Origin of the sequence: Paenibacillus sp. FSL K6-2862, assembly GCF_038005125.1 — a bacterium.
GTDB lineage: Bacteria > Bacillota > Bacilli > Paenibacillales > Paenibacillaceae > Paenibacillus > Paenibacillus illinoisensis_A.
This window is the reverse complement of sequence record NZ_JBBOSN010000001.1, coordinates 2,505,949-2,525,436: the sequence shown is the minus strand read 5'-3', so window position 1 is coordinate 2,525,436 and position 19,488 is coordinate 2,505,949. Positions and strand designations below refer to the sequence as shown.

The 19,488-nt window shown below is 47.2% G+C and carries 18 protein-coding genes; 6 read left to right on the top strand and 12 right to left on the bottom strand.

Translation table 11 applies throughout. From position 1 onward, the window contains the following. Positions 1–16: 16 nt before the first annotated feature. On the bottom strand, positions 17–4,021 hold the full coding sequence (gene essC, locus MHB82_RS11715) for a type VII secretion protein EssC (protein WP_341174710.1): 4,005 nt from the start codon (positions 4,019–4,021) through the stop codon (positions 17–19). Between the two features lie 55 nt (positions 4,022–4,076). Then, the gene (locus MHB82_RS11710) at positions 4,077–4,397 is read right to left on the bottom strand and encodes a hypothetical protein (RefSeq protein WP_095358548.1); all 321 of its coding nucleotides are present in this window, start codon (positions 4,395–4,397) and stop codon (positions 4,077–4,079) included. A 422-nt stretch (positions 4,398–4,819) separates the two neighbouring features. Here MHB82_RS11710 and MHB82_RS11705 point away from each other — a divergent pair, with 422 nt between their 5' ends. Then, entirely contained in the window at positions 4,820–5,059 is a 240-nt protein-coding gene (locus tag MHB82_RS11705) for a hypothetical protein (protein WP_095287663.1), read from the top strand. A 100-nt stretch (positions 5,060–5,159) separates the two neighbouring features. Here the strand turns inward: MHB82_RS11705 and MHB82_RS11700 are convergent, their stop codons facing one another. From MHB82_RS11700 to MHB82_RS11675, 6 genes are all read right to left on the bottom strand, one after another. Further along, positions 5,160–5,312, bottom strand: coding sequence for a hypothetical protein (locus tag MHB82_RS11700; protein ID WP_181429970.1), 153 nt, complete (start codon positions 5,310–5,312; stop codon positions 5,160–5,162). Between the two features lie 202 nt (positions 5,313–5,514). Continuing rightward, positions 5,515–6,990, bottom strand: coding sequence for an aldehyde dehydrogenase family protein (locus tag MHB82_RS11695; RefSeq protein WP_341174709.1), 1,476 nt, complete (start codon positions 6,988–6,990; stop codon positions 5,515–5,517). Between the two features lie 108 nt (positions 6,991–7,098). Next, entirely contained in the window at positions 7,099–7,644 is a 546-nt protein-coding gene (locus MHB82_RS11690) for a GNAT family N-acetyltransferase (protein ID WP_341174708.1), read from the bottom strand. A 114-nt stretch (positions 7,645–7,758) separates the two neighbouring features. Beyond that, a complete protein-coding gene (locus tag MHB82_RS11685) occupies positions 7,759–8,097 on the bottom strand; it encodes a L,D-transpeptidase (protein ID WP_095358551.1) in 339 nt (112 codons plus the stop codon). 55 nt (positions 8,098–8,152) lie between these two features. Beyond that, entirely contained in the window at positions 8,153–9,244 is a 1,092-nt protein-coding gene (rsgA, locus tag MHB82_RS11680; RefSeq protein WP_255247852.1) for a ribosome small subunit-dependent GTPase A, read from the bottom strand. 516 nt (positions 9,245–9,760) lie between these two features. Beyond that, a complete protein-coding gene (locus MHB82_RS11675; protein WP_095358552.1) occupies positions 9,761–10,354 on the bottom strand; it encodes a DUF2087 domain-containing protein in 594 nt (197 codons plus the stop codon). Between the two features lie 170 nt (positions 10,355–10,524). Between MHB82_RS11675 and MHB82_RS11670 the strand changes: the two genes are divergently transcribed. From MHB82_RS11670 to MHB82_RS11660, 3 genes are all read left to right on the top strand, one after another. Continuing rightward, positions 10,525–11,523, top strand: a complete 999-nt coding sequence (locus MHB82_RS11670) for a YpdA family putative bacillithiol disulfide reductase (protein ID WP_110822564.1) — start codon at positions 10,525–10,527, stop codon at positions 11,521–11,523. Between the two features lie 5 nt (positions 11,524–11,528). After that, complete coding sequence (locus tag MHB82_RS11665) at positions 11,529–11,972, top strand: DUF441 domain-containing protein (RefSeq protein ID WP_095358692.1); 444 nt, start codon at positions 11,529–11,531, stop codon at positions 11,970–11,972. A gap of 183 nt (positions 11,973–12,155) precedes the next feature. Further along, entirely contained in the window at positions 12,156–12,668 is a 513-nt protein-coding gene (locus MHB82_RS11660; protein WP_095287670.1) for an ADP-heptose synthase, read from the top strand. An 83-nt stretch (positions 12,669–12,751) separates the two neighbouring features. On the opposite strand, the gene MHB82_RS11655 is transcribed toward MHB82_RS11660, so the two are convergent. Both MHB82_RS11655 and MHB82_RS11650 read right to left on the bottom strand, forming a co-directional pair. Then, positions 12,752–13,201, bottom strand: coding sequence for an NUDIX domain-containing protein (locus MHB82_RS11655; RefSeq protein ID WP_095358554.1), 450 nt, complete (start codon positions 13,199–13,201; stop codon positions 12,752–12,754). 125 nt (positions 13,202–13,326) lie between these two features. Continuing rightward, the gene (locus MHB82_RS11650; protein WP_095358555.1) at positions 13,327–13,623 is read right to left on the bottom strand and encodes a HesB/YadR/YfhF family protein; all 297 of its coding nucleotides are present in this window, start codon (positions 13,621–13,623) and stop codon (positions 13,327–13,329) included. 494 nt (positions 13,624–14,117) lie between these two features. Here MHB82_RS11650 and MHB82_RS11645 point away from each other — a divergent pair, with 494 nt between their 5' ends. Both MHB82_RS11645 and MHB82_RS11640 read left to right on the top strand, forming a co-directional pair. After that, on the top strand, positions 14,118–15,863 hold the full coding sequence (locus tag MHB82_RS11645) for an ABC transporter ATP-binding protein (RefSeq protein WP_341174707.1): 1,746 nt from the start codon (positions 14,118–14,120) through the stop codon (positions 15,861–15,863). Positions 15,864–15,875: 12 nt separating this feature from the next. Continuing rightward, positions 15,876–17,966 carry an ABC transporter ATP-binding protein gene (locus tag MHB82_RS11640; protein ID WP_095358557.1) on the top strand — a complete coding sequence of 697 codons (2,091 nt, stop codon included), beginning with the start codon at positions 15,876–15,878 and terminating at the stop codon, positions 17,964–17,966. A gap of 229 nt (positions 17,967–18,195) precedes the next feature. Here the strand turns inward: MHB82_RS11640 and MHB82_RS11635 are convergent, their stop codons facing one another. Beyond that, positions 18,196–18,843, bottom strand: a complete 648-nt coding sequence (locus MHB82_RS11635) for a YdcF family protein (protein ID WP_341174706.1) — start codon at positions 18,841–18,843, stop codon at positions 18,196–18,198. Continuing rightward, complete coding sequence (locus tag MHB82_RS11630) at positions 18,836–19,390, bottom strand: hypothetical protein (protein WP_255247853.1); 555 nt, start codon at positions 19,388–19,390, stop codon at positions 18,836–18,838. Before MHB82_RS11630 ends, MHB82_RS11635 begins: the two co-directional genes overlap by 8 nt. Positions 19,391–19,488: the final 98 nt, after the last annotated feature.

Here is a 19,488-nt window from a genome sequence, read left to right as displayed (position 1 = left end):
TATGAGCCACCTCCCCTCAAACTACAACATGCCATCGGTCACGAATTTCAGAAATCCAATCTGTCATTTTCCAGGTGTCATCACAAGGAACTGCACCTTTAACCCTGGAATATTTGCGTTTAACATAATAGCCTTGACCTGGTGGCAGTACCTTCAGCCCAGCTGAGCTACCTCCAGATTCGGTATAAGGAATACGGAAGAACGAGAGATCGTTAGGGTCTAAAGTCCCGAACAACAATCCACTCTGGGAAGCCTTCACATCACTTACCCAGTCTGAACCAAACGTTGGGAAATCAGCTGGAACACCCGAAAGTATGACATGTATCCCGCGATCCCGCCCTTGACGAACAATCGCTCCCAATTGATCTTTCACGTTAAAATCATTCAACTGTTTGGACAGAGTATCCGCATCATCGATTACAAGCACGATCTCCGGTCCACCCTTTAACTCGCCTCTTTTTAGAACTTCATCGTACAACTGTTGGATCACAGGCGCAAGCTGTTCTTCACGGGACACATGTCCGCGGACATGGGGCAAACTGCTGATCTCTCCCAGTCCTCCGGTACCATATCTCATATCTACCGTATAGATTTGCACATCTTCAGGAGAAGCATGATACGCCAGAGATAACATCCATGTCAACAAAAATGTTGTTTTACCGCCCTCCATTGGACTTGTGACCATAAAATGCGGACCTTCACGAAGGTTCAGCAAGAAAGGCTCGAGATCATCTGTCAACAAGCCTACAGGAACATTGACCGTCGAGAATTCTCCTGCTTGGGCAATTGCCCCCGTACTTACAAGTAAATCCTTGAGCTTCACTTCTTCAGGAAGCGGAGCAATCTGCGGAGCCTCTTCTCCTGTCCAGCTATTCCGAATCTCTGCGATCAACCCGCGGAGAGCAGACGAACGTTTCCCTTCATCCTCACCGGACGATGGCAGAGCCGCTTGGAACATTAATGGTGGTACCTGTCCTTTTACAAGACCTCTACCTGGTGGAAGCTGGCTTGGTGCCTTGGAAGGCCGTCCAACTGCGTAATAATAGTCACTTGGATCGGATAGTTCAAAGGAAACCGCGTTTGGTATGTTGCTTCTGAACTTCTCGAACACATCTGTCACCCGATTCGCAGTCAGAATGAATGTAATTCCAAGACTTCCACCTTCACGAAGAATCGTTTCCAGCAGTTCATTCTCTTCTGGGTAAGCATTGCGGAATGATAGATAACCATCTATTACAACAACAATCTGTGGAACAGCTGCATGTGCTGTACGACGATAAGCCGAAATCGTTTTAACGCCTGCCTCCGAGATCATATCTTTACGCTGTGCTGACAGCTTGAGAATATACCGGAATAGACGCTTGATCCGATCCTCCTCTTCGGCCATCAGAACGCCACCGATCTGCGGCAGTCCTGTAAAGTCCTTCATCATCCGTCCCATATCAATAATGTATCCATGCCATGGATCCGTACGACGAGAACGTGCCAGTGACATCAGCAAAGTCTGGACAAACGTCGTTTTACCCAAACCAGGCATACCGTACACAATCAAATGCCCTTGATCTACGGGGAGTGCAAGAGGCATCTGACGCTGGTTAGGCAGATCATCAAGCAGACCAACCACCGGCTTCAAGCCACTTGCTCCGCCGTCAAGCAATAGCTCTCTGTGCTCTTCATCCTGCCAATCCGTTAGACTATCCCATTCCAGCGTCTCGGGAAGGGGAGGCAGCCATGGACCAGGCAATCTTTTGATACCTGCATCTGCGGCAGACTGTGCCACATAATCAATGAAGACCTGTAGTTGCTTAGGAACATCTTCGCCTTTGAGGACAGCCCTGCGTTCGCCAGTTAAAAGTGGTTCTCTCTTACCGTTAAGACGCACCTCCATGACAGGCAGTACAGTCGATGTGTCCTCCTGCTGGTTATAGGGCGCACCACTCCAGGCAAACTGCATCTCCTCAAATACCTCATCACTGCCGACCTGGAAATATCCGCGGCCCGGCTTAGTAATCCATGCTGCATTAGGGATTTTGATCATATCCCGGCTGTCTCCCTCGCTCTGTACACGAAGACAGATACGGAAACGGGAGTTACTCCATATTTTGTCATCCACTACGCCTGCCGGCTTTTGAGTTGCCAGAATCAGATGGACACCCAGTGTTCGGCCAATAGCCGCAATACTAATCAACTCATCCATGAATTCCGGCTGGTCCCGTTTCAATTGGGCAAACTCATCAATAATAATGACCAAATGAGGCAATGGCTGTTCATGTCTGGAACGTAAAATCTTGTAATATTCATCAATGTGCTGAAGGTTACCGGCATCATTCAATATCTTCTGCCTTCTGACCAATTCGGCCCGAAGCGAGATATTGGCCCGTTCAATCAAATTGCCATCCAGGTTGGTGATCGTACCAACCACGTGAGGCAAGCCTACGAACGTATTGGACATCCCCCCGCCTTTGTAGTCAATCAACATAAAGGCCAGGTCATGGGGATGGAACTCTGCAGCCAGGGAAGCCACGATAGACTGTATGACCTCACTTTTACCTGAACCCGTCGTACCTGCGATCAATCCATGTGGGCCGTGACCCTGACGTTCTATTTTATCATGTAAGTTGATGGCAATTTTCTTGCCACCTGCGCGCACGCCCATGGGTACAGGCAGCGTATCCGGATATCGTGTCTGGCCCCAGCGGGTGATTACATCCAGGTCTTCAACACGTGAGGTGCCAAGCATATCAAATAACGGAAGGATTTGCGGGATGTCCGAAGCGGAAGATCGCTTCAGCCGAATGGGAGACATGTAACGTGAGAGTGCCTCAGCGGTCTCTTTTGATATCACATCTGGTGTGTACGTCTGCTGTACAACGTCAGCATCTTCCGTTTTTTTGATGTACACGCCCTTGCCTTTGGATGCTTCCATGATCAATTGACAATGCATCGGAAGGGATTCCTTGCGGTTTGCCAAAATAATAGTACACACATCGATCTCCTGTGCAGATTCAAGCAATAATGGAAGAAGAGGCTCTTCTTCAATAAGCTGTGTGTCCGAGAGAACCACCACATAACATGGAGTCTGCACACTTTTTTTGTATCGGTCCTCTTTGTTGTTTCGACGACGGTTTAACACGGAAAACAAGCTGTCCGCCAATTGATGCGCACCGCTGTGCCTGTCGGCCATATAGCGTTGTCCCTGATCTTCATCCCAGATATGGGGTAACCAGCGCAGCCAGTCCCATTCCTTCGCTTCTTTTTCTTCATAAAAAGCAGCAATCTTCAATTCATCCGGCGAGTGCCGCACCGTAAGTTGTGAAATGATGACGCGCAGGGAAGCAAGCACTTCTTCCCGATTCCCTACCAATCCCATCACTTTCGATTGGAACAGCGGGAGCGTAATGGAAGCTTCGGGGACCGTCTCAAATTCTGCTGCAAGTTCATGAGCAGCCTCGATTAATTCATCTTTTTCATAACCATCCACTCGTGGAACCTGCAGTTTAATTCGGAATGGAATTTCTCCCGTACCGATCCGTACCTGCAAGAAATCGTCATCTTCCGGTGAACGCTCCCATAAGGAACTGTTGCGATTCTTCACGACTTGGAGACAAACATTGGGATCACCATGAATCTCGTACAGGCTCTTGACCTGCTCGGCTTGAGCTTCCTTGAGCTCTTCACGGTGCTTATCCAGTTGTGCTCGGTACATGGCCTTACGTTCTTCGATTTTTTTGCGATACGTCTTTTTGTTACTCAGATACACAAAAAACGGAATGGTATATGACGTAAGCATCATCATGACAGTCATCATCTGAAACATCATATAACTGGGATTGCCCATTTTGCCCGTCATGTTGATATATACGTAGAATCCGATACTGACCATCGTCATCATGATCGGTATTATAATAGAAATCATTGAAAACGTAGGTTTGCTCGGCTCCGTTGGAGGTCTGAGAATTTCCAGCCTTTCTTCCTTAAGAACCGGTGTCATTCTTGGAGAACGTTGATATAACACATTCACGAAGAGAAGACCTCCTTATAATTGGTTCGATAATGAATGTATACGTCAAATAGACTCATTCGTTGCTCTCCTGCTGAAATAACGAACGTCTTCCGTATACAGGTGCTTCTTCCGTAGTGGTTGAGAATGCCCGCTGAACCCGTACACAGCTTCCTTGCCGCAGGCCCGTTTCCATCAGCTGCTGCGAGTTCTGCGGAGAGAACCACAGACCTTCGGGGAATTTGGCTTCAAGGATGTACTGGATACCATCACCAGGCGCCTGTCCAAAAATCCGCACCCCCAGCAATGTTTTTAAATGTTCAATCGTACACTCATCCGGGACTTCAATGTCGAACCATTCACCTTCCTCCCGGCCGGAATACACGGTAAGAATCATCATAATCCCTCCCATGGTCTCATATGTAAATTGTCCTAATGTCAAATTAAATCAAATAAATGCGGATGAATCGTTATTCCAACCCTATTTTCTTACATTAACACCCTGTTTGCAATGTACAACCTGTGTTTTTGTTACATATGACCCACATAAATATTAAAATATCGTCCAATGGACTCAGAACTTTTGAGGCATTATTCACGTTAATTGTTGCGAGGATGCGAAAACACTTCTTTTTCTTCCATATAAATGGGAGAGAACATTTCGTATTCGGGACTTCCTATTCCTTCGTCCACAATCAAATTGTGAACACTTTTCAAACATTGCCCACCTTTATGTTTTCATAAGCTGATTTTAAGGTAATTTTAAGCATTGGAATTTAATATAACCAGTATGAAATAACTCTCGTGAGGTGATTTCTAGTGAGAACACTAATAACTTTTCAAAACAAATCAATCCCTGTATATTTCAATCAAGAAAACAAACAACCTATGCAAAAGACATTAAGACTGCTTAGCAGTGCCCTTGAGCATAAAATCAGTAATGGTAAACGCGCTTTGCAAAAATGTCTGCACTCATTGATTAGCATTGAGATTGTCGGTTGTGAGGCTATTCTGCACAGCCGCAGTGAAAATGACTCTCTAGCCTTGTCGCTGTATTAAAGCAGAGTCGGTAAAAAAATTGCATATGCAAGGAAAAAGGAAGCTGTCCATGAAGACAAGCTTCCTTTTTTTTGATGAGGGCAAGGTTCCTCTATCTATTTTAATGCACTCTGCTGACAGCATAAGTAGTCTCATGCTCCTCTGCGATCTCGGCTCTGCGGATACGAATGACAAACAGCCGAACCAGATTGGCACGTGTATGCTCTTCCTGACAAGTGTTCAATTTTCTCAAAATAAAACGGTCAATGGACATGGAATTCAAGCCCCTTTACCTTTGGATTTACGGATCGGTACTCCCGTGTATCCATAAATAACCAGATTGGACGAGCCCCAAACAGCTTTTCCCTCGGATTTCTCCAGGTCCAAATTGATGATGTAAAAACGTGCAAAAGCCCGCCACCTCAAGGCAGGAGAGGACTTTCGCATTCCATGTCGATCTATCTCGAACGATCTGTTTAATTGATGCCAGGGAAATCCCGGTATTCATGCTGCAGACTGATCCAACGGGTACGTGTGAATTTCTCAATGGCCCAATCGCCACCAAAACGGCCAATCCCGGAAGATTTTTCGCCGCCAAACATGACATGTGCCTCATCATTTACAGATTGGTCATTCACATGCACCATACCGGATTCAATGTTCTGGGCTACCCGGTAACCCCTCTCCAGATTGCTGGTGAATACAGAACCACTTAATCCATATGGTGTATCATTTGCCAGACGGACAGCTTCTTGCTCGTCTTCTGCTCGCATGAGGACGGCCACCGGACCAAAGAGTTCCTGTTGGACAATATCTTGTTCAGGTTTGACATCCACAAGCACCGTCGGTTCTAACACACGGCCCTTACCTGATCCGCCATGAAGCAAACGCGCCCCCTCTTCCTGAGCAGTTTGAATCCATTCCAACAAGCGATGTACTTCTTTTTCGCGAATAAGGGGACCTACCATCGTTTCTGAATCTGCAGGATCGCCTGTCCGTATACGCTTCGTTTTGTCCACGAACGACTTGACAAATTGGTCATATACATCGGCATGTATGATGATCCGGTTGAGTGCCATGCAGATTTGCCCCTGATGAAGAAATTTGCCAAAAACCGCAGCCTCTGCGGCTCGTTCAATGTCTGCGTCTTCGAGTACCACCATTGCATTATTACCGCCAAGCTCAAGTGCTGTTTCTTTTAAATGCTCTCCTGCCAGTTTCCCGATCCCCTGCCCGACTTTGGTCGATCCTGTAAAGGAAATCACCTTGGGAATGGGATGAGCAACAAAATAATCCCCTATTTCACCGCCACTTCCGGCAACCACATTCAGGACACCTTCAGGTAATCCGGCATGATGAAATAAATCCGCGATCAACCAGCCTGCCGTAATCGGCGTGTCCGATGCTGGCTTAATAACTACACCATTTCCAAGTGCAATGGCCGGGGCAACGGAGCGAAGACACAAATGGAGTGGGAAGTTCCATGGTCCAATGACTCCGACCACACCCTTGGGTTCGCGAATGACTCGGTTTTCTTTGCCTGGCGTGTTTGAAGGAAGCAGCTCACCTTTCATCCGGTACGGAAACGAAGCCGCTTCATCCACTATACGTTTCGCTGCGGCAAACTCAGCTTCTGCCTTAATACGCGTACTCCCCGATTCTGTAATCAGCAGATTCAATATTTCTTCTTTGCGATTGGTCATTAAGGATGACACTTTTCGCAATATGCCTTCTTTTATACCTGGCAGGGACTTTCTCCATTCTAAAGAGCTTTTTTGGGCGGCTTCATATGCCCGATCTATATCGGTCTTACTGGAAGAACGCCAGGTTGCAATCACTTCGCCCGTATAAGGGTTCATGTTCTCCATCGTTTTCTCACCGGAGCCTTCTACCCATTCGCCATTAATATACTGTTTGGTCCAAGTTGCAGGTGTTTTCTCCATTAAAGTCATCTGGACGCGCCTCCTAATCAAGATTAGATGTCCTTCCTTCTTCTATAAGAAGTGTAGTACTTCATTAACCTGATTAAAGATTGCGCAAACGCGTCACTCATGACTCTACTAATCCGACGGAGGCGCCTCCGGTCTGGCAAAATCATTCAGATTCTCCCAGCCGTAGGCTATCTCTATCAGATCTTGCCCTCCTATTCGTATGGGTTGTGTATGGACAGGACTTCCACCCATCTTTTCATAAAAACGGCATGCCGAATTTCGCTCCAATGCCCAGATCAATAGACGTTTCATGTCCAGAGAATGAAGATACCGTACAACCTGCACGGCCAGTTGCTGACCAATTCCCTTTTGCTGCGCATCTTCCAGCAAATAAATGGCATATAACTCTGCATCATAAGGCAGCTTACCTTCGCGCTCCCTTCCTCCGCAGGCAAATCCGACAATATTCCCTCCCGGCTGTTCAGCCACCACCAGAATCTGATTTTTTTCGTCAGAGCGTATGGTTTGCTCCCATTGGGATATTCTTGATTCTGTAGTCAAATGATCCAAAAAATCATCCGGTACAATATTGCGATATGTCGTCTTCCAACTCTCTGTATGTACACGGGCAATTCCTTCTGCATCCCCTTCACGGGCTTGTCTGATCTGTACCAACGAACACTCACCTACCTCTCAGATTGTAGTGGTTGTACATTATTATAAGCATGTTGATCCTATTTACCAAATCCATCCATACAGTCCGATTTAGGAGAGAGTAGCGATCAGCCCTTAGGGCCGGATCGTTACTCTTGTGCCTACAGATACCTTTGAAGAGAGATCCAACACATCTGGATTGTACATACGGATGCATCCGTGTGATACAGACTTGCCGATAGACGAAGGTTCATTCGTCCCATGGATGCCATAATGAGGTTCAGATAAGCCCATCCACAGTACACCAAAGGGTCCACCCGGATTTGGTTGTTTATTGACAATGGTAAATTCCCCTTTTGGAGTCTGAGTAAGCATCTTGCCTGTTGCCACTGGATAGCCCTTGATTACCTGATTGCCATCCAGAAGATATAACATGTGATCGGACAGATCCACGATAATTCTGTATTCCGGCATGACGACATCCCTCCTGACCTATTCTATGCTGAAGTCATAAGGATGCCCGCCTAATTTAAGCCTCTTCCCAATCGTTCACTCTCCGGGCATGTTTGGGTTTACGTGAATTCGAAGGTTTGCTTGTAGCAGTCCGACGCTTGGAAGCAACTGCTTCTTTCCGCTGCTGATACTGCAATTCCTTCTGCATTTTCAGGTAATTGTTTAGCCTTTTTTCTTCCAGAGACCCATTTTGAATGGCTTCGATGACAGCACAGCCTGCTTCACGTGTATGACTGCAGTCCACGAATCGGCATGCTTCAGCAAGTTGTTCAATTTCACCAAACGCCTGGGAAAGTCCATCATTTCCTTCATCCCACAGGTTCAGTTCACGCATGCCAGGTGTATCAATGAGCACAGCCCCTTGAGGCAAAACGAACATCTCCCGGTGGGTAGTCGTATGTCTTCCCCGACTGTCGTCCTCCCGAACGGATTGGGTAAGCTGCACATTCCGTCCCATCATCCAGTTGACAAGAGTAGACTTGCCACTCCCCGAAGATCCCGTCAAGGCTACTGTGGTCCCCGGCTGCAGATAAATTTCAAGTGAAGCTTTTCCATAATCCTCGGCAGCCGACAGCGCAAGCACTTCAATGCCAGGGGCAATTCCCTCTACCATCGCCCTTTTTTCCTCTACATCAGTGCATAAATCACTCTTGCTCAAAACGATGACAGGTCTAACCCCTCCATTCCAAGCCATCATAATATACCGCTCCAACCGTCTAAGGTTAAAATCATGATTAAGCGCTGCGACGATCAGCAACGTATCTACATTTGCAGCAATCAGCTGCTCTTTCGTTACGGACCCAGCAGCCTGCCTGGATACCCGGCTCTTCCTTGAGAGAATACCGTGAATTGCAGCCTCTTCTCCGGGCTCTCCCGTAATTGCTACCCAATCCCCTACTGCAGGAAGTGTCCCTGTCTCCAGGTTGTCATGACGCATACGTCCCGATACCCTTCCCCAGCATTCGCCTTCGGCTGTAATAAGACGCTGCAATTGTCCGTGGTCAGCTATGACTCGCGCAGGTTTTCTCAGTTGCTGATCCATCCCGGATTGCTGCCAAAATTCCTGCCACTCAGCAGACCAGCCGTACTTCTCCAAGTAATTGTTCAAATTGAGTTTCCTCCTAGATTATGTTTTAAAAACTACCTACCACTGATGCGAACGAGCCCTCCAGATCGGATTAAACGCAAATAAAATAAACCACGAGTGATAAACCACCCGCGGCAATTCGAAGTTAACAGAATCAAGATTCTCCTATATGCACTATCTGCAGAACGTTAAGTTTAACAAACTGCAGCATGCAATACAGGACACCCTTCTTTTCCGATAATCAAAAAAAGCCACGGGTGCGTCACCCGTGACTTCATCTGCACATGTAATCATACGCTATGCGAATATGGACATACCTGTCCAATCCACATACATTTACATGCTTTGATCCGTTCCGGAGACGCTGTCCATATTCAAATTAACGTATACTGCCGTTAGGTTTGTCATATAACATCGCCTCCCTTGTAGATTTATCCAACATGTTACACACTGTACTCTGCTTTTGTCAAGCCTAATTATATTATATGTTACCTGCCTGTTTTAATTTCATTACTTTCATTTCTTTTATTATAATCGTTATTTTACCTGATCCCAGCGTGTCCACATTTCCTTCGGATTAAGCTCGTAGATCCCATCTTCCCGATACATAAATTGATGCATGATGAATTCACGGCGAATGGTGGCAAAATCCTCATGGTACGTACGTATAAATTCATTGATTTCTTTCTCCGTATACTTGCGTCCGAATTCAAGCTGTTCAACCAGATGACCAAGCACGATCAGCTTCTTCTTGTACTGGGCAGGAATTTGACGCAAGCGTCCATCTTTGGAAAAGAAATTTCGCATGACCGATGCTTTTAGCGTTTCGTTCACATCACTCATATCGGCTACCTCCTCCCTTTTAAAAATAAAGTCAACGGAAGCTTGAGCATGCTCCCGTATAAAGGATGGGTTGAGGGAGAAGAACACCGTATTTTTCTCTCTCCGTTCCTTGATCAATGCTGCTTCTCTCAACTTGGATGCGTGATGAGTAACTGTGGGCTGTGACAGATTCAGCTTCTCGGCAAGTGCCTGTCCGTGCAGTTCACCCTCAGACAGCAATAACAGCATACGAAGCCGGGTAGGATCAGCCAAAGCTTTGTGGTAAGCCACAATTTTCTCCAGTTGCATGGGCGTCGCCTCTTTCGTTTAGATAAACATCTAATTTGATGTTAATCTTTTCTCTCAACAAAGTCAAACCTGTAATTCGGAATTTTCTTCCGTCAATTCCTGGCGTGAACTGGCATTACATGACTATTTACGGTAGGATAATATTGCTTGAATGAAGGAGGAGTAAGAACATGGAAGATGTAATTATCATTGGTGGAGGACCTTGTGGTCTATCCGCTGCCATCGAATGTGAACGGCTGGGTCTGTCAGCTGTCATTGTAGAGAAGTACAATATTGTACAATCCATCTATCTGTATCCAACCCATATGCAATTTTTTAGCACAGCGGAACTGCTCGAGATCGGAAATGTCCCGTTTAGTTCGCCAAACGACAAACCTTTTCGCTACGAGGCACTAGCCTATTATCGCAAAGTAGCCGAACACTTCGGCCTGCGTGTTCATAATTATGAGGAAGCCCGCGAAATCAAACGTAGAGACGATGCAACCTTCGAAGTACATACGGTCAACCGCCGCGGGGAAAGCATTGTTCATCAGGGACGCAATGTCGTTGTCGCTACAGGTTACTTCGACCACCCGAATTACCTCGGTATTCCGGGAGAAGACAAAGATAAAGTGACTCACTATTTCCGGGAAGCACATCCCTACACTCGTACACGTGTTGCAATCATCGGAGGCAGCAATTCCGCCGTGGATGCAGCGATGGAACTCGTCCGTGTAGGCGCCCACATTGACATGGTATATCGGGGTACGGGTCTGTCCGAGCATATAAAGCCATGGGTACGCCCTCTATTTGAGAGCATGGTCCAGAAAGGCCGCATTACGCTCCATCTCGGTGCACGGGTTAATGAGATTTTGGACGATTCCATTCGCCTGCTTCATGCAGATGGATCAACAAGCGAACTTGATAACGACTTCGTTCTGGCTTTGACCGGTTTCCGTCCGGACCGCAAACTGCTTTCTTCCGTCGGCGTTGAAATGTCAGATGACATGGACAAACCTGTGTACAATGTGGAAACGATGGAAAGCAGCGTACCAGGAGTTTACGTTGGCGGAGTCATCGCCTCAGGACGCAACGCCAATGAAGTATTCATCGAATCCGGTCGCTGGCATGGAAAATATATTGCGGAGCATATCGTAAGTCGGCAACGCGGGCAGGCTGAAGGGAATTGAAATCCATGGATATGACCTCTTTGCTGCTGCTCGTGTTTGCAGCACTTGGTATTATCAGCAGCAATACACCTGTGACCGTAGCCATGGTATTTCTGCTCCTGTTACGTGTATTGAATGTGAACCAAGCTTTTCCCTGGCTTGAAAAATACGGACTTACGCTTGGCATTATCATTTTGACAATCGGGGTCATGGCGCCCCTTGCTAGCGGCAAGATGAGTCTGCAGACGATCGGGGAGTCTTTCCTTCACTGGAAATCGCTGCTTGCCATAGGTGTGGGCTTACTGGTGGCTTATCTGGGTGGACGGGGCGCTACGCTCATGAGCACGCAGCCAACCGTTGTTGCTGGGTTACTTATTGGAACCATACTTGGGGTAGCCCTATTCAAAGGAGTCCCTGTGGGACCACTGATTGCAGCAGGCATACTGTCCCTGCTGCTCGGCAAATCCTGATTGAAGTTGGGACTTGACATTCTACTGACTGGCTGTATTTCCCACCGTTGTATGATATACTACTATTCATGCAATTCATGCATCCATGTCCATAGCAGAGAAATCAATTTAATTTGTATTCGTTTGCATAACCAAATTGATTCACCTCGCAATTATTAATGGCCGCAGGAGGATTCAGGTACCATGTCACGTCAGTTTATTACAGAAGCCGTGATGGTGGCTATTTACGGTCAATTGCTCGCGCCGCCCGCGCCTGTTGAATATATTGTTCCTTATACCACCGTCTTGGAGTTATATGAATTTCAGGTCAGTCCGGATCCTTTGATGGATAACCCTGCTGATGATCAGCATGTTAAATCGAAAATTAACGAGATCATTTCTTATTTTGAAGAACCGCTGAATAAGAAAAAGATTGAACGTGCCCTATCCGTTCCCTGGGCAAAAAGCCCGTCCATCTTGTTTGGTGATCAGGTGTCCATCGCTATTATCAATGCGGTGGATACAGCTCAGTATGGTGAGTATTTCGATCCGATTGAGACAGAGCTGCTGCTCACTTCACAGCGCCTGAGCATCCCCATTCTCACGGATCAGGTTGAACTGATCGCACGAATTATAGAGTCATCGGCCCCTGTGCAAGTATTTGATATTGATGACTTTGATTTTGCGATGGACGAAGAACCGCTCGATCAGGTCTAGCTGATCTGAAAAGTTCTGTATGCGCATGTGATATAGACAAAAGAAGCCTTCCCCCGTTGGAAAGGCTTCTTTTATCTTGCCGTTTAATCTAGTATCTTACCGTCAAGCAACATACGACTTAGACTATTCAGCACCGGAAGTGATCTCGGGTCAAAAAACTTCAACCCTGCCTCGCTGTTTACTCGCGACTCCACCAGACGATCCTGAATGATACGGGCTCGGAACAGGGCAATCACATAATAATCTTCATCCCCGCTGGAATGCAGCTGTCTCAGGTCGGGACCCGAATGCAGTGTTTCAAGTATCATGCTGTTTGCTGTCCATCCCGTCTCCTCCCACAATTCACGATGAGCTGTATCTTCAATGGCTTCGCCAGGACGCATCTGTCCAACGGGAATACGCCAATGACCTTGCTCGGCGTGCTGGATCAACAACAATTCACCTCGTTCGTTTTCAGCCCAAACTGCAGCCTTCACTACAATATGGGAGCGGTGTGCAATATATTGGGCCAAATCTCGGGCTGGCGGATTCAATTCCTATCCCTCCTGTTCGAAGCCGGCAGAAGCCAGCGGTACAATCCATGCTTAGATGCATTTCAATCCGGTTCCTTCACCTCGTTACACAGGTTGAACTGAAGGTATCGCAAGAATAACCCTGATTAGACCTCAGTATAACGATATTCGATATCTTGTCCTTCTTCCACTACATCGACATGCAGCTTGTGGCCCTTCAGGTACCAATAATCGTGATCTTCCATAAAAAAGCGAATCCCCGAAACTTCTGTTTGTTCAGCCGGGTGGCGCGGTTCCTCAACAGCGATTCCCAGTGAAAAACCAGGATGGAGACCTCCGCCGGAGCTATAACGCGCGAAGAATCGGATGCTGTCTCCTTCGTTCAAGTTTAGTTCCTCTTTATACCAGCGGGCAGCGCGGTCAGATACATGTATGGTACTCATTTGATGTCAGCTCCTTCTCTATATATATGTTACATCATATCGCTTGATGGGCTTGAGTTCAAACATTACACCACAGAAATAAACAAAAAGAGCTGCTTATGCAATTGTGAAAAAAGTTTGACAGATCCCAAAAGGCGGTGTTAAGATGCAAACATACGAGATCCACATTCAATTTATTTCCAAAACAGAAAGGGTGATTACGGTGTTTAACATTCATATGGATGGTCTATTCAGCTCACAATTAAATACCGGAGCACCCTCGAAATCGTTATTCTGTACTTAAGTCAGCACTGCAGTAATCCTGAATAAGGTTAACTGCCGCGCACACTTTCGATACTTATGTTCAGCGGTGGCTCTGCTCTCGGAGCCATGCGCCGTATGATTGATATCCAAGACATACCGCCTGCGTGCGGTATGTCTTTTTTTGTGGGTAGAAACCGGTACACATGAGTAGATAACGTATTTCACTGACACTTGAAAGGAAGGGATACCACTTGTTCTCTGTACTCAAAAACCTGGCCTGGTTCTTCCGGCTGGAACGCAAACGATACCTGATTGGTGTCATTTTGCTCATTCTCGTGGGTGTAGCCGAACTGCTCCCCCCTCGTCTGCTAGGCAATGCCATTGACGAGATTGTGCGCGGTTCCATTACTGGCGCCTCACTCACACGTTACATTTTACTTATTCTAGGAACAGTCGTTATTATCTATCTGACCACGTACATATGGATGCACAAACTGTTTGGTGGTGCGAATCTGGTTGAACGCTTGTTGCGGTCACGTTTCATGGATCACCTGCTGCGGATGACCCCGCCTTTCTTTGAGAAGAACAGAACGGGAGATCTGATGGCTCGTGCGACCAACGACCTTCGCTCCATTGCCACAACAGCAGGCTTCGGCATGCTGACACTAACGGACTCAACTGCCTTTCTGGCCACCGTATTGTTCGCTATGGGTTTTCTGGTGAGCTGGAAACTGACCCTTGCTGCAATACTGCCATTGCCATTTATCGCGATTGCCATGATGATCTACGGGAAAGCCGTTCATCAACGTTACACCTTGGCACAAGATGCGTTCGGGGACATGAATGATCAGGTTCTTGAATCCATCGCGGGTATTCGTGTGGTTCGTGCTTATGTTCAGGAACGTCTGGACCAGAAACGGTTTGCTGATGTCACCGAAGACGTTTATCGCAAAAACCTGGCTGTTGCCAAGATGGATGCACTGTTTGAACCTACGATTCGGCTGTGTGTTGGTCTCAGTTATGTAATTGCGTTAGCCTATGGGATTTATCTCGTGTTCCACAATGAAATCACTCTTGGAGATCTCGTGTCGTTCAACATGTATCTGGGGATGATGATCTGGCCTATGTTTGCCATTGGCGAACTGATTAACCTGATGCAGCGTGGCAGCGCCTCACTGGACCGGGTTAACGAAACTTTATCTGTAGAGCCCGCTGTTCAGGACGTTGATCAGCCAGCACATATTACGAATCCTGAAGAGATCTCGATGCGTGATGTGACATTCCGTTATCCAAGTTCCACTGTCGATAATCTTAGCCATGTCAGCTTCTCGCTTCGCCGTGGTCAGACACTCGGTGTCGTGGGACGTACGGGAAGCGGCAAGTCCACCCTGCTCAAACAGCTGCTTCATGAATACCCTGCCGGTTCCGGTTCATTAAGCATATCGGGCCATCCGATTCAGGAGATCGCCAAGGATGACTTACACAGCTGGATCGGTTACGTTCCGCAGGAGCAAGTGCTATTCTCCAAGTCAGTTCGTCAAAACATTCAATTCGGCAAGCCGGGTGCAAGTGATGAAGTCATTATGGAAGCCATCCGTACTGCAGCCTTTGATGGAGATTTGGGGACATTATCCGATGGACTGGATACCCTTGTTGGTGAAAAGGGAATTGCCCTGTCGGGGGGACAAAAACAGCGGGTATCTCTGGCACGTGCCTTTATTGCCGATCCGGATATTCTGATCCTCGATGATGCCTTATCTGCAGTCGATGCAAGAACGGAAGCCAAAATCATTGAAAATATACGCAACAAACGCTCGGGCAAAACCACGCTGATCTCAACGCACCGCCTGTCCGCCATTGAACACGCAGACCGGATCATCGTACTGGAGCACGGGAAAATTACGGAAGAAGGAACCCACCAGGAACTGCTTGCCATGAACGGCTGGTACCGTGAACAATATGAACGGCAGCAGGTGGAATCCAATCTGTCCACGTAGGAGGTCAACGTTTTGAAGTCGAATACAGGCAAAAGGCTGCTGCAATATGCCCTGAAAGCCAAAGGTACTTTTATTGCAGCATTAATCATGTTAACGATCGGTGTAGCGGCTGAACTCGCCGGTCCGTTCATCGCCAAGTCGATGATTGACAATCATCTGCTTGCCATTGAGCAGCCGTTCTATGAAACAGAGGCTTCATCCGAAGCCGCAGTGTACAACGGCAAGAATTACAAACGAGAAGGCAGATTCGAAACCGGTGAAGTGAAAGGTGCCGAAGTCAGAGTACTGCAGGCCGGCAAAAGCTTTTATTTCGTCAATGAACCCGTAACTGCACCCGATGGAGATCGTTCATATGAGAATGGAACCTTAACGGTTACGCGTGCGGGTGAAGTGACTGGCCAATTTGAAGCAGAGCCGCTTTCCGCGGGTGAACTCTTCGCTTTTTACAAACCTGAGATGCCAAGCATCTATCAATTAATTGTATATTACATGATCTTTCTCGTGATCTCGGTCATTATGGAGTTTGGTAAAACCTACTGGCTGCAATCCTCTGCAAACAAGGTCATTCAAAGGCTTCGTAATGATGTCTACGCCCATATTCAACGGCTGCCCGTACACTTTTTTGATAATCTTCCCGCAGGTAAAGTCGTTTCTAGGGTCACAAACGATACTGAAGCCGTTAAGGATCTGTTCGTTGCCGTGCTATCGAACTTTTTCTCTGGGATCATTACGATTACAGGTGTATATGTCGCCCTCTTCCTACTGGATTTCCGCCTCGGACTGATCTCGTTGTTCGTTGTACCGATGCTGATTCTGTGGATTGTGCTCTATCGTAAATTCGCTACCCGTTACAATACCATTATTCGTTCACGGCTGAGTGAGATCAATGCGATCATTAATGAATCCATTCAAGGGATGTCCATTATTCGCGTATTCCGTCACCAGAAGCAGACCAAACAGGAATTCGAAGATCTGAACGACGATTATATGAAACATCAGAACAAAATGCTGAACTTAAACGCCTTCACTTCTCACAACCTGGTAAATGTATTGCGGAATATCGCCTTTGCCGTTGTTCTATGGTACTTCGGTTCCAGTGTGCTGGACGGCTCCAGTATTATTTCACTGGGTGTTCTGTATGCATTCGTCGATGTTCTGGGTCGTTTGTTCCAACCGATCACCGGCATGGTCAACCAACTGGCGAACCTGGATTCCTCCCTCGTATCCGCTGGACGTGTCTTTGAGCTCATGGACGAACAGGGAGAACCGGTAACCGATGGCTCGATGCCAAGGTACAAGGGAAATGTGGTATTTGACGATGTATCCTTCGCATATAAAAAGGACTTCGTGCTGAACAATATCTCGTTCAAAGCCTCACAGGGCCAAACTGTTGCCTTGGTTGGTCATACCGGTTCGGGTAAAAGCTCGATTATTAACCTGTTATTCAGGTTCTATGATCCGCAAAAAGGCAAGATTACCATCGACGGTCAGAACGTCAAGGAGTTGCCGAAACAGTGGATTCGGCAGCATATGGGGATCGTGCTTCAGGATCCCTATCTGTTCACCGGCACCATTGCGTCTAATGTAAGTCTTGGAGATGAGCGCATTACTCGCGCACAGATCGAGCAGGCGCTTCGTGATGTGGGAGCAGAACGGATCCTGGCACATCTGCCTCAGGGATTCGATGAACCCGTTATCGAAAAAGGAAGTACGCTATCTGCCGGACAACGTCAATTAGTTTCATTCGCCCGAGCACTCGCCTTCGATCCGGCTATTCTAATTCTCGACGAGGCAACGGCCAATATCGATACGGAAACGGAAGCCTTGATTCAAAATGCACTGGAAGTCCTCAAAAAAGGACGGACCACATTCATCATCGCTCACCGCCTCTCAACGATTCGTTCTGCTGACCAGATTCTGGTCCTGCACCGCGGTCGCATTGTGGAACAGGGTGCTCACGATGAACTGATGGAACTTCAAGGACGATATTATCAGATGTATCAGCTTCAACAAGGCGCACAAGCGGTTAGCGGGGGAAATGAGAGCAGCAGCTCAGGTCAGGTTATCCCTACAACCCCTTCCTTGGCTGGAGGTAATCTATAACTCTTTATTCATAAGACATTCATTGACCATACAATGTCTAAAGGTTCTCTTTTCCCGCCCTGCGTGCAGACTTTCCGGTCTGCGCACAGGGCGTTTTTCTAATGTGAACAAAGCGAAGTGCATAAGGAGGTTCATATAATGAGGAGGCGTATGATTGAAAACGGTTGGACTTATCACAGCTGCCCAGTTGTGCAAAAAGAAAAAACAATCCACACTTTTCGCCTCAAGGCTACTGCAGATTGTCTATCCATCCTTTTACCGTATATCCCATGTATAACACAGTCTCTCGCGCCAAAAATGGAATTTGGCTGCGCCAGGTCTGATAGGCTGTCGTTTGTGTTGGAGACGGAACAGCATCCATGCCTAGTCCGCTTGCCAGCTTCATGGCCCGCTTCATATGCAGCGGGTCACTTATAATTGTATAATTCTGGTACCCTGCCTTATCCCCAATCACGATGGAGTTAATCAAATTCTCCTCTGTAATTCTCGATTGTGTTTCGATAAGAATATCTGCAGGATCTACGCCGTGTGCAACTGCATAATCTCTCCCCACTTCCGCTTCAGAGCGCTCGCCTTCACGGCCAGAACCGCCGGTAAAAATGAGGTTAGGTATCGTCCCCTGACAATACAATAATATAGCATGTTCGATCCGCTCTCGAAATACTGGCGAGGGATTATCCCCGTCAACAGCAGCACCAAGGATGATGGCGGCATCACTTTGTCTGGTTGATTGCTCAGCCGTGTAAGCCGTGATCAGCCAGGCCGTAACTATGGCCCAGAGAATCCCCATGAGCATCAGGGATGTAATGGAAATGACCAGCCAGCTTCGTTTCCCTCTTCTTTTCCGTTTTAGTTCCCCTACCTTGCCTTCAATCAAGCTGATTCTCCTCTTCCATGCTTCGGGCATGCGAGCTCTCTGAATGCATTTGTTCAAGTCGCCGCAGCGCCGCAGCCGACTCAGCATTCAATCCAAGCTGTGCTATCCAGGCACCCGTGTACTGTTGAAGGCTAATCTCAAGCTCCTGCGCACGGGATTTGAAATCCTCTAATTCCTTGATCATGCGAGTTCGTCCCTCAGGACTAAAGGTTTCGTGAATTCGTTCCTTAAAGTAATGGTGCACAATGCTGTTCCGCTGCTTCCATAGTTCATTCAACTGACGGGTTTCTTCATCTGAAAACGTAAAGTGATGCTTAACCTCATGGATAAGTTGCCCAAGTGAACTGCTCATTTTCCGCTCGTATAGATCTTCCAGATCTTCATCGGATACAACTTTGCCTTGAGACATTTTCATCAACAGGATCAGATTGACGAGCTGCTGCTCAAGAGCCTGTCCATAGTAAACAGCTAATCCATAGTATGCAAACAATTCTCTGGAGTGTTCGCTATCCAGCATGTCACCATGCTGCATGTCTGAGTTTTGCAAAAGCGAGCTCCCCTTTCATTCCCGTACCCATTTCCCGTTTTATGTTCCTCTATCGTAACTAAAGAAAGAGCAACATTCAAGTCGTAGGGATTAACGGC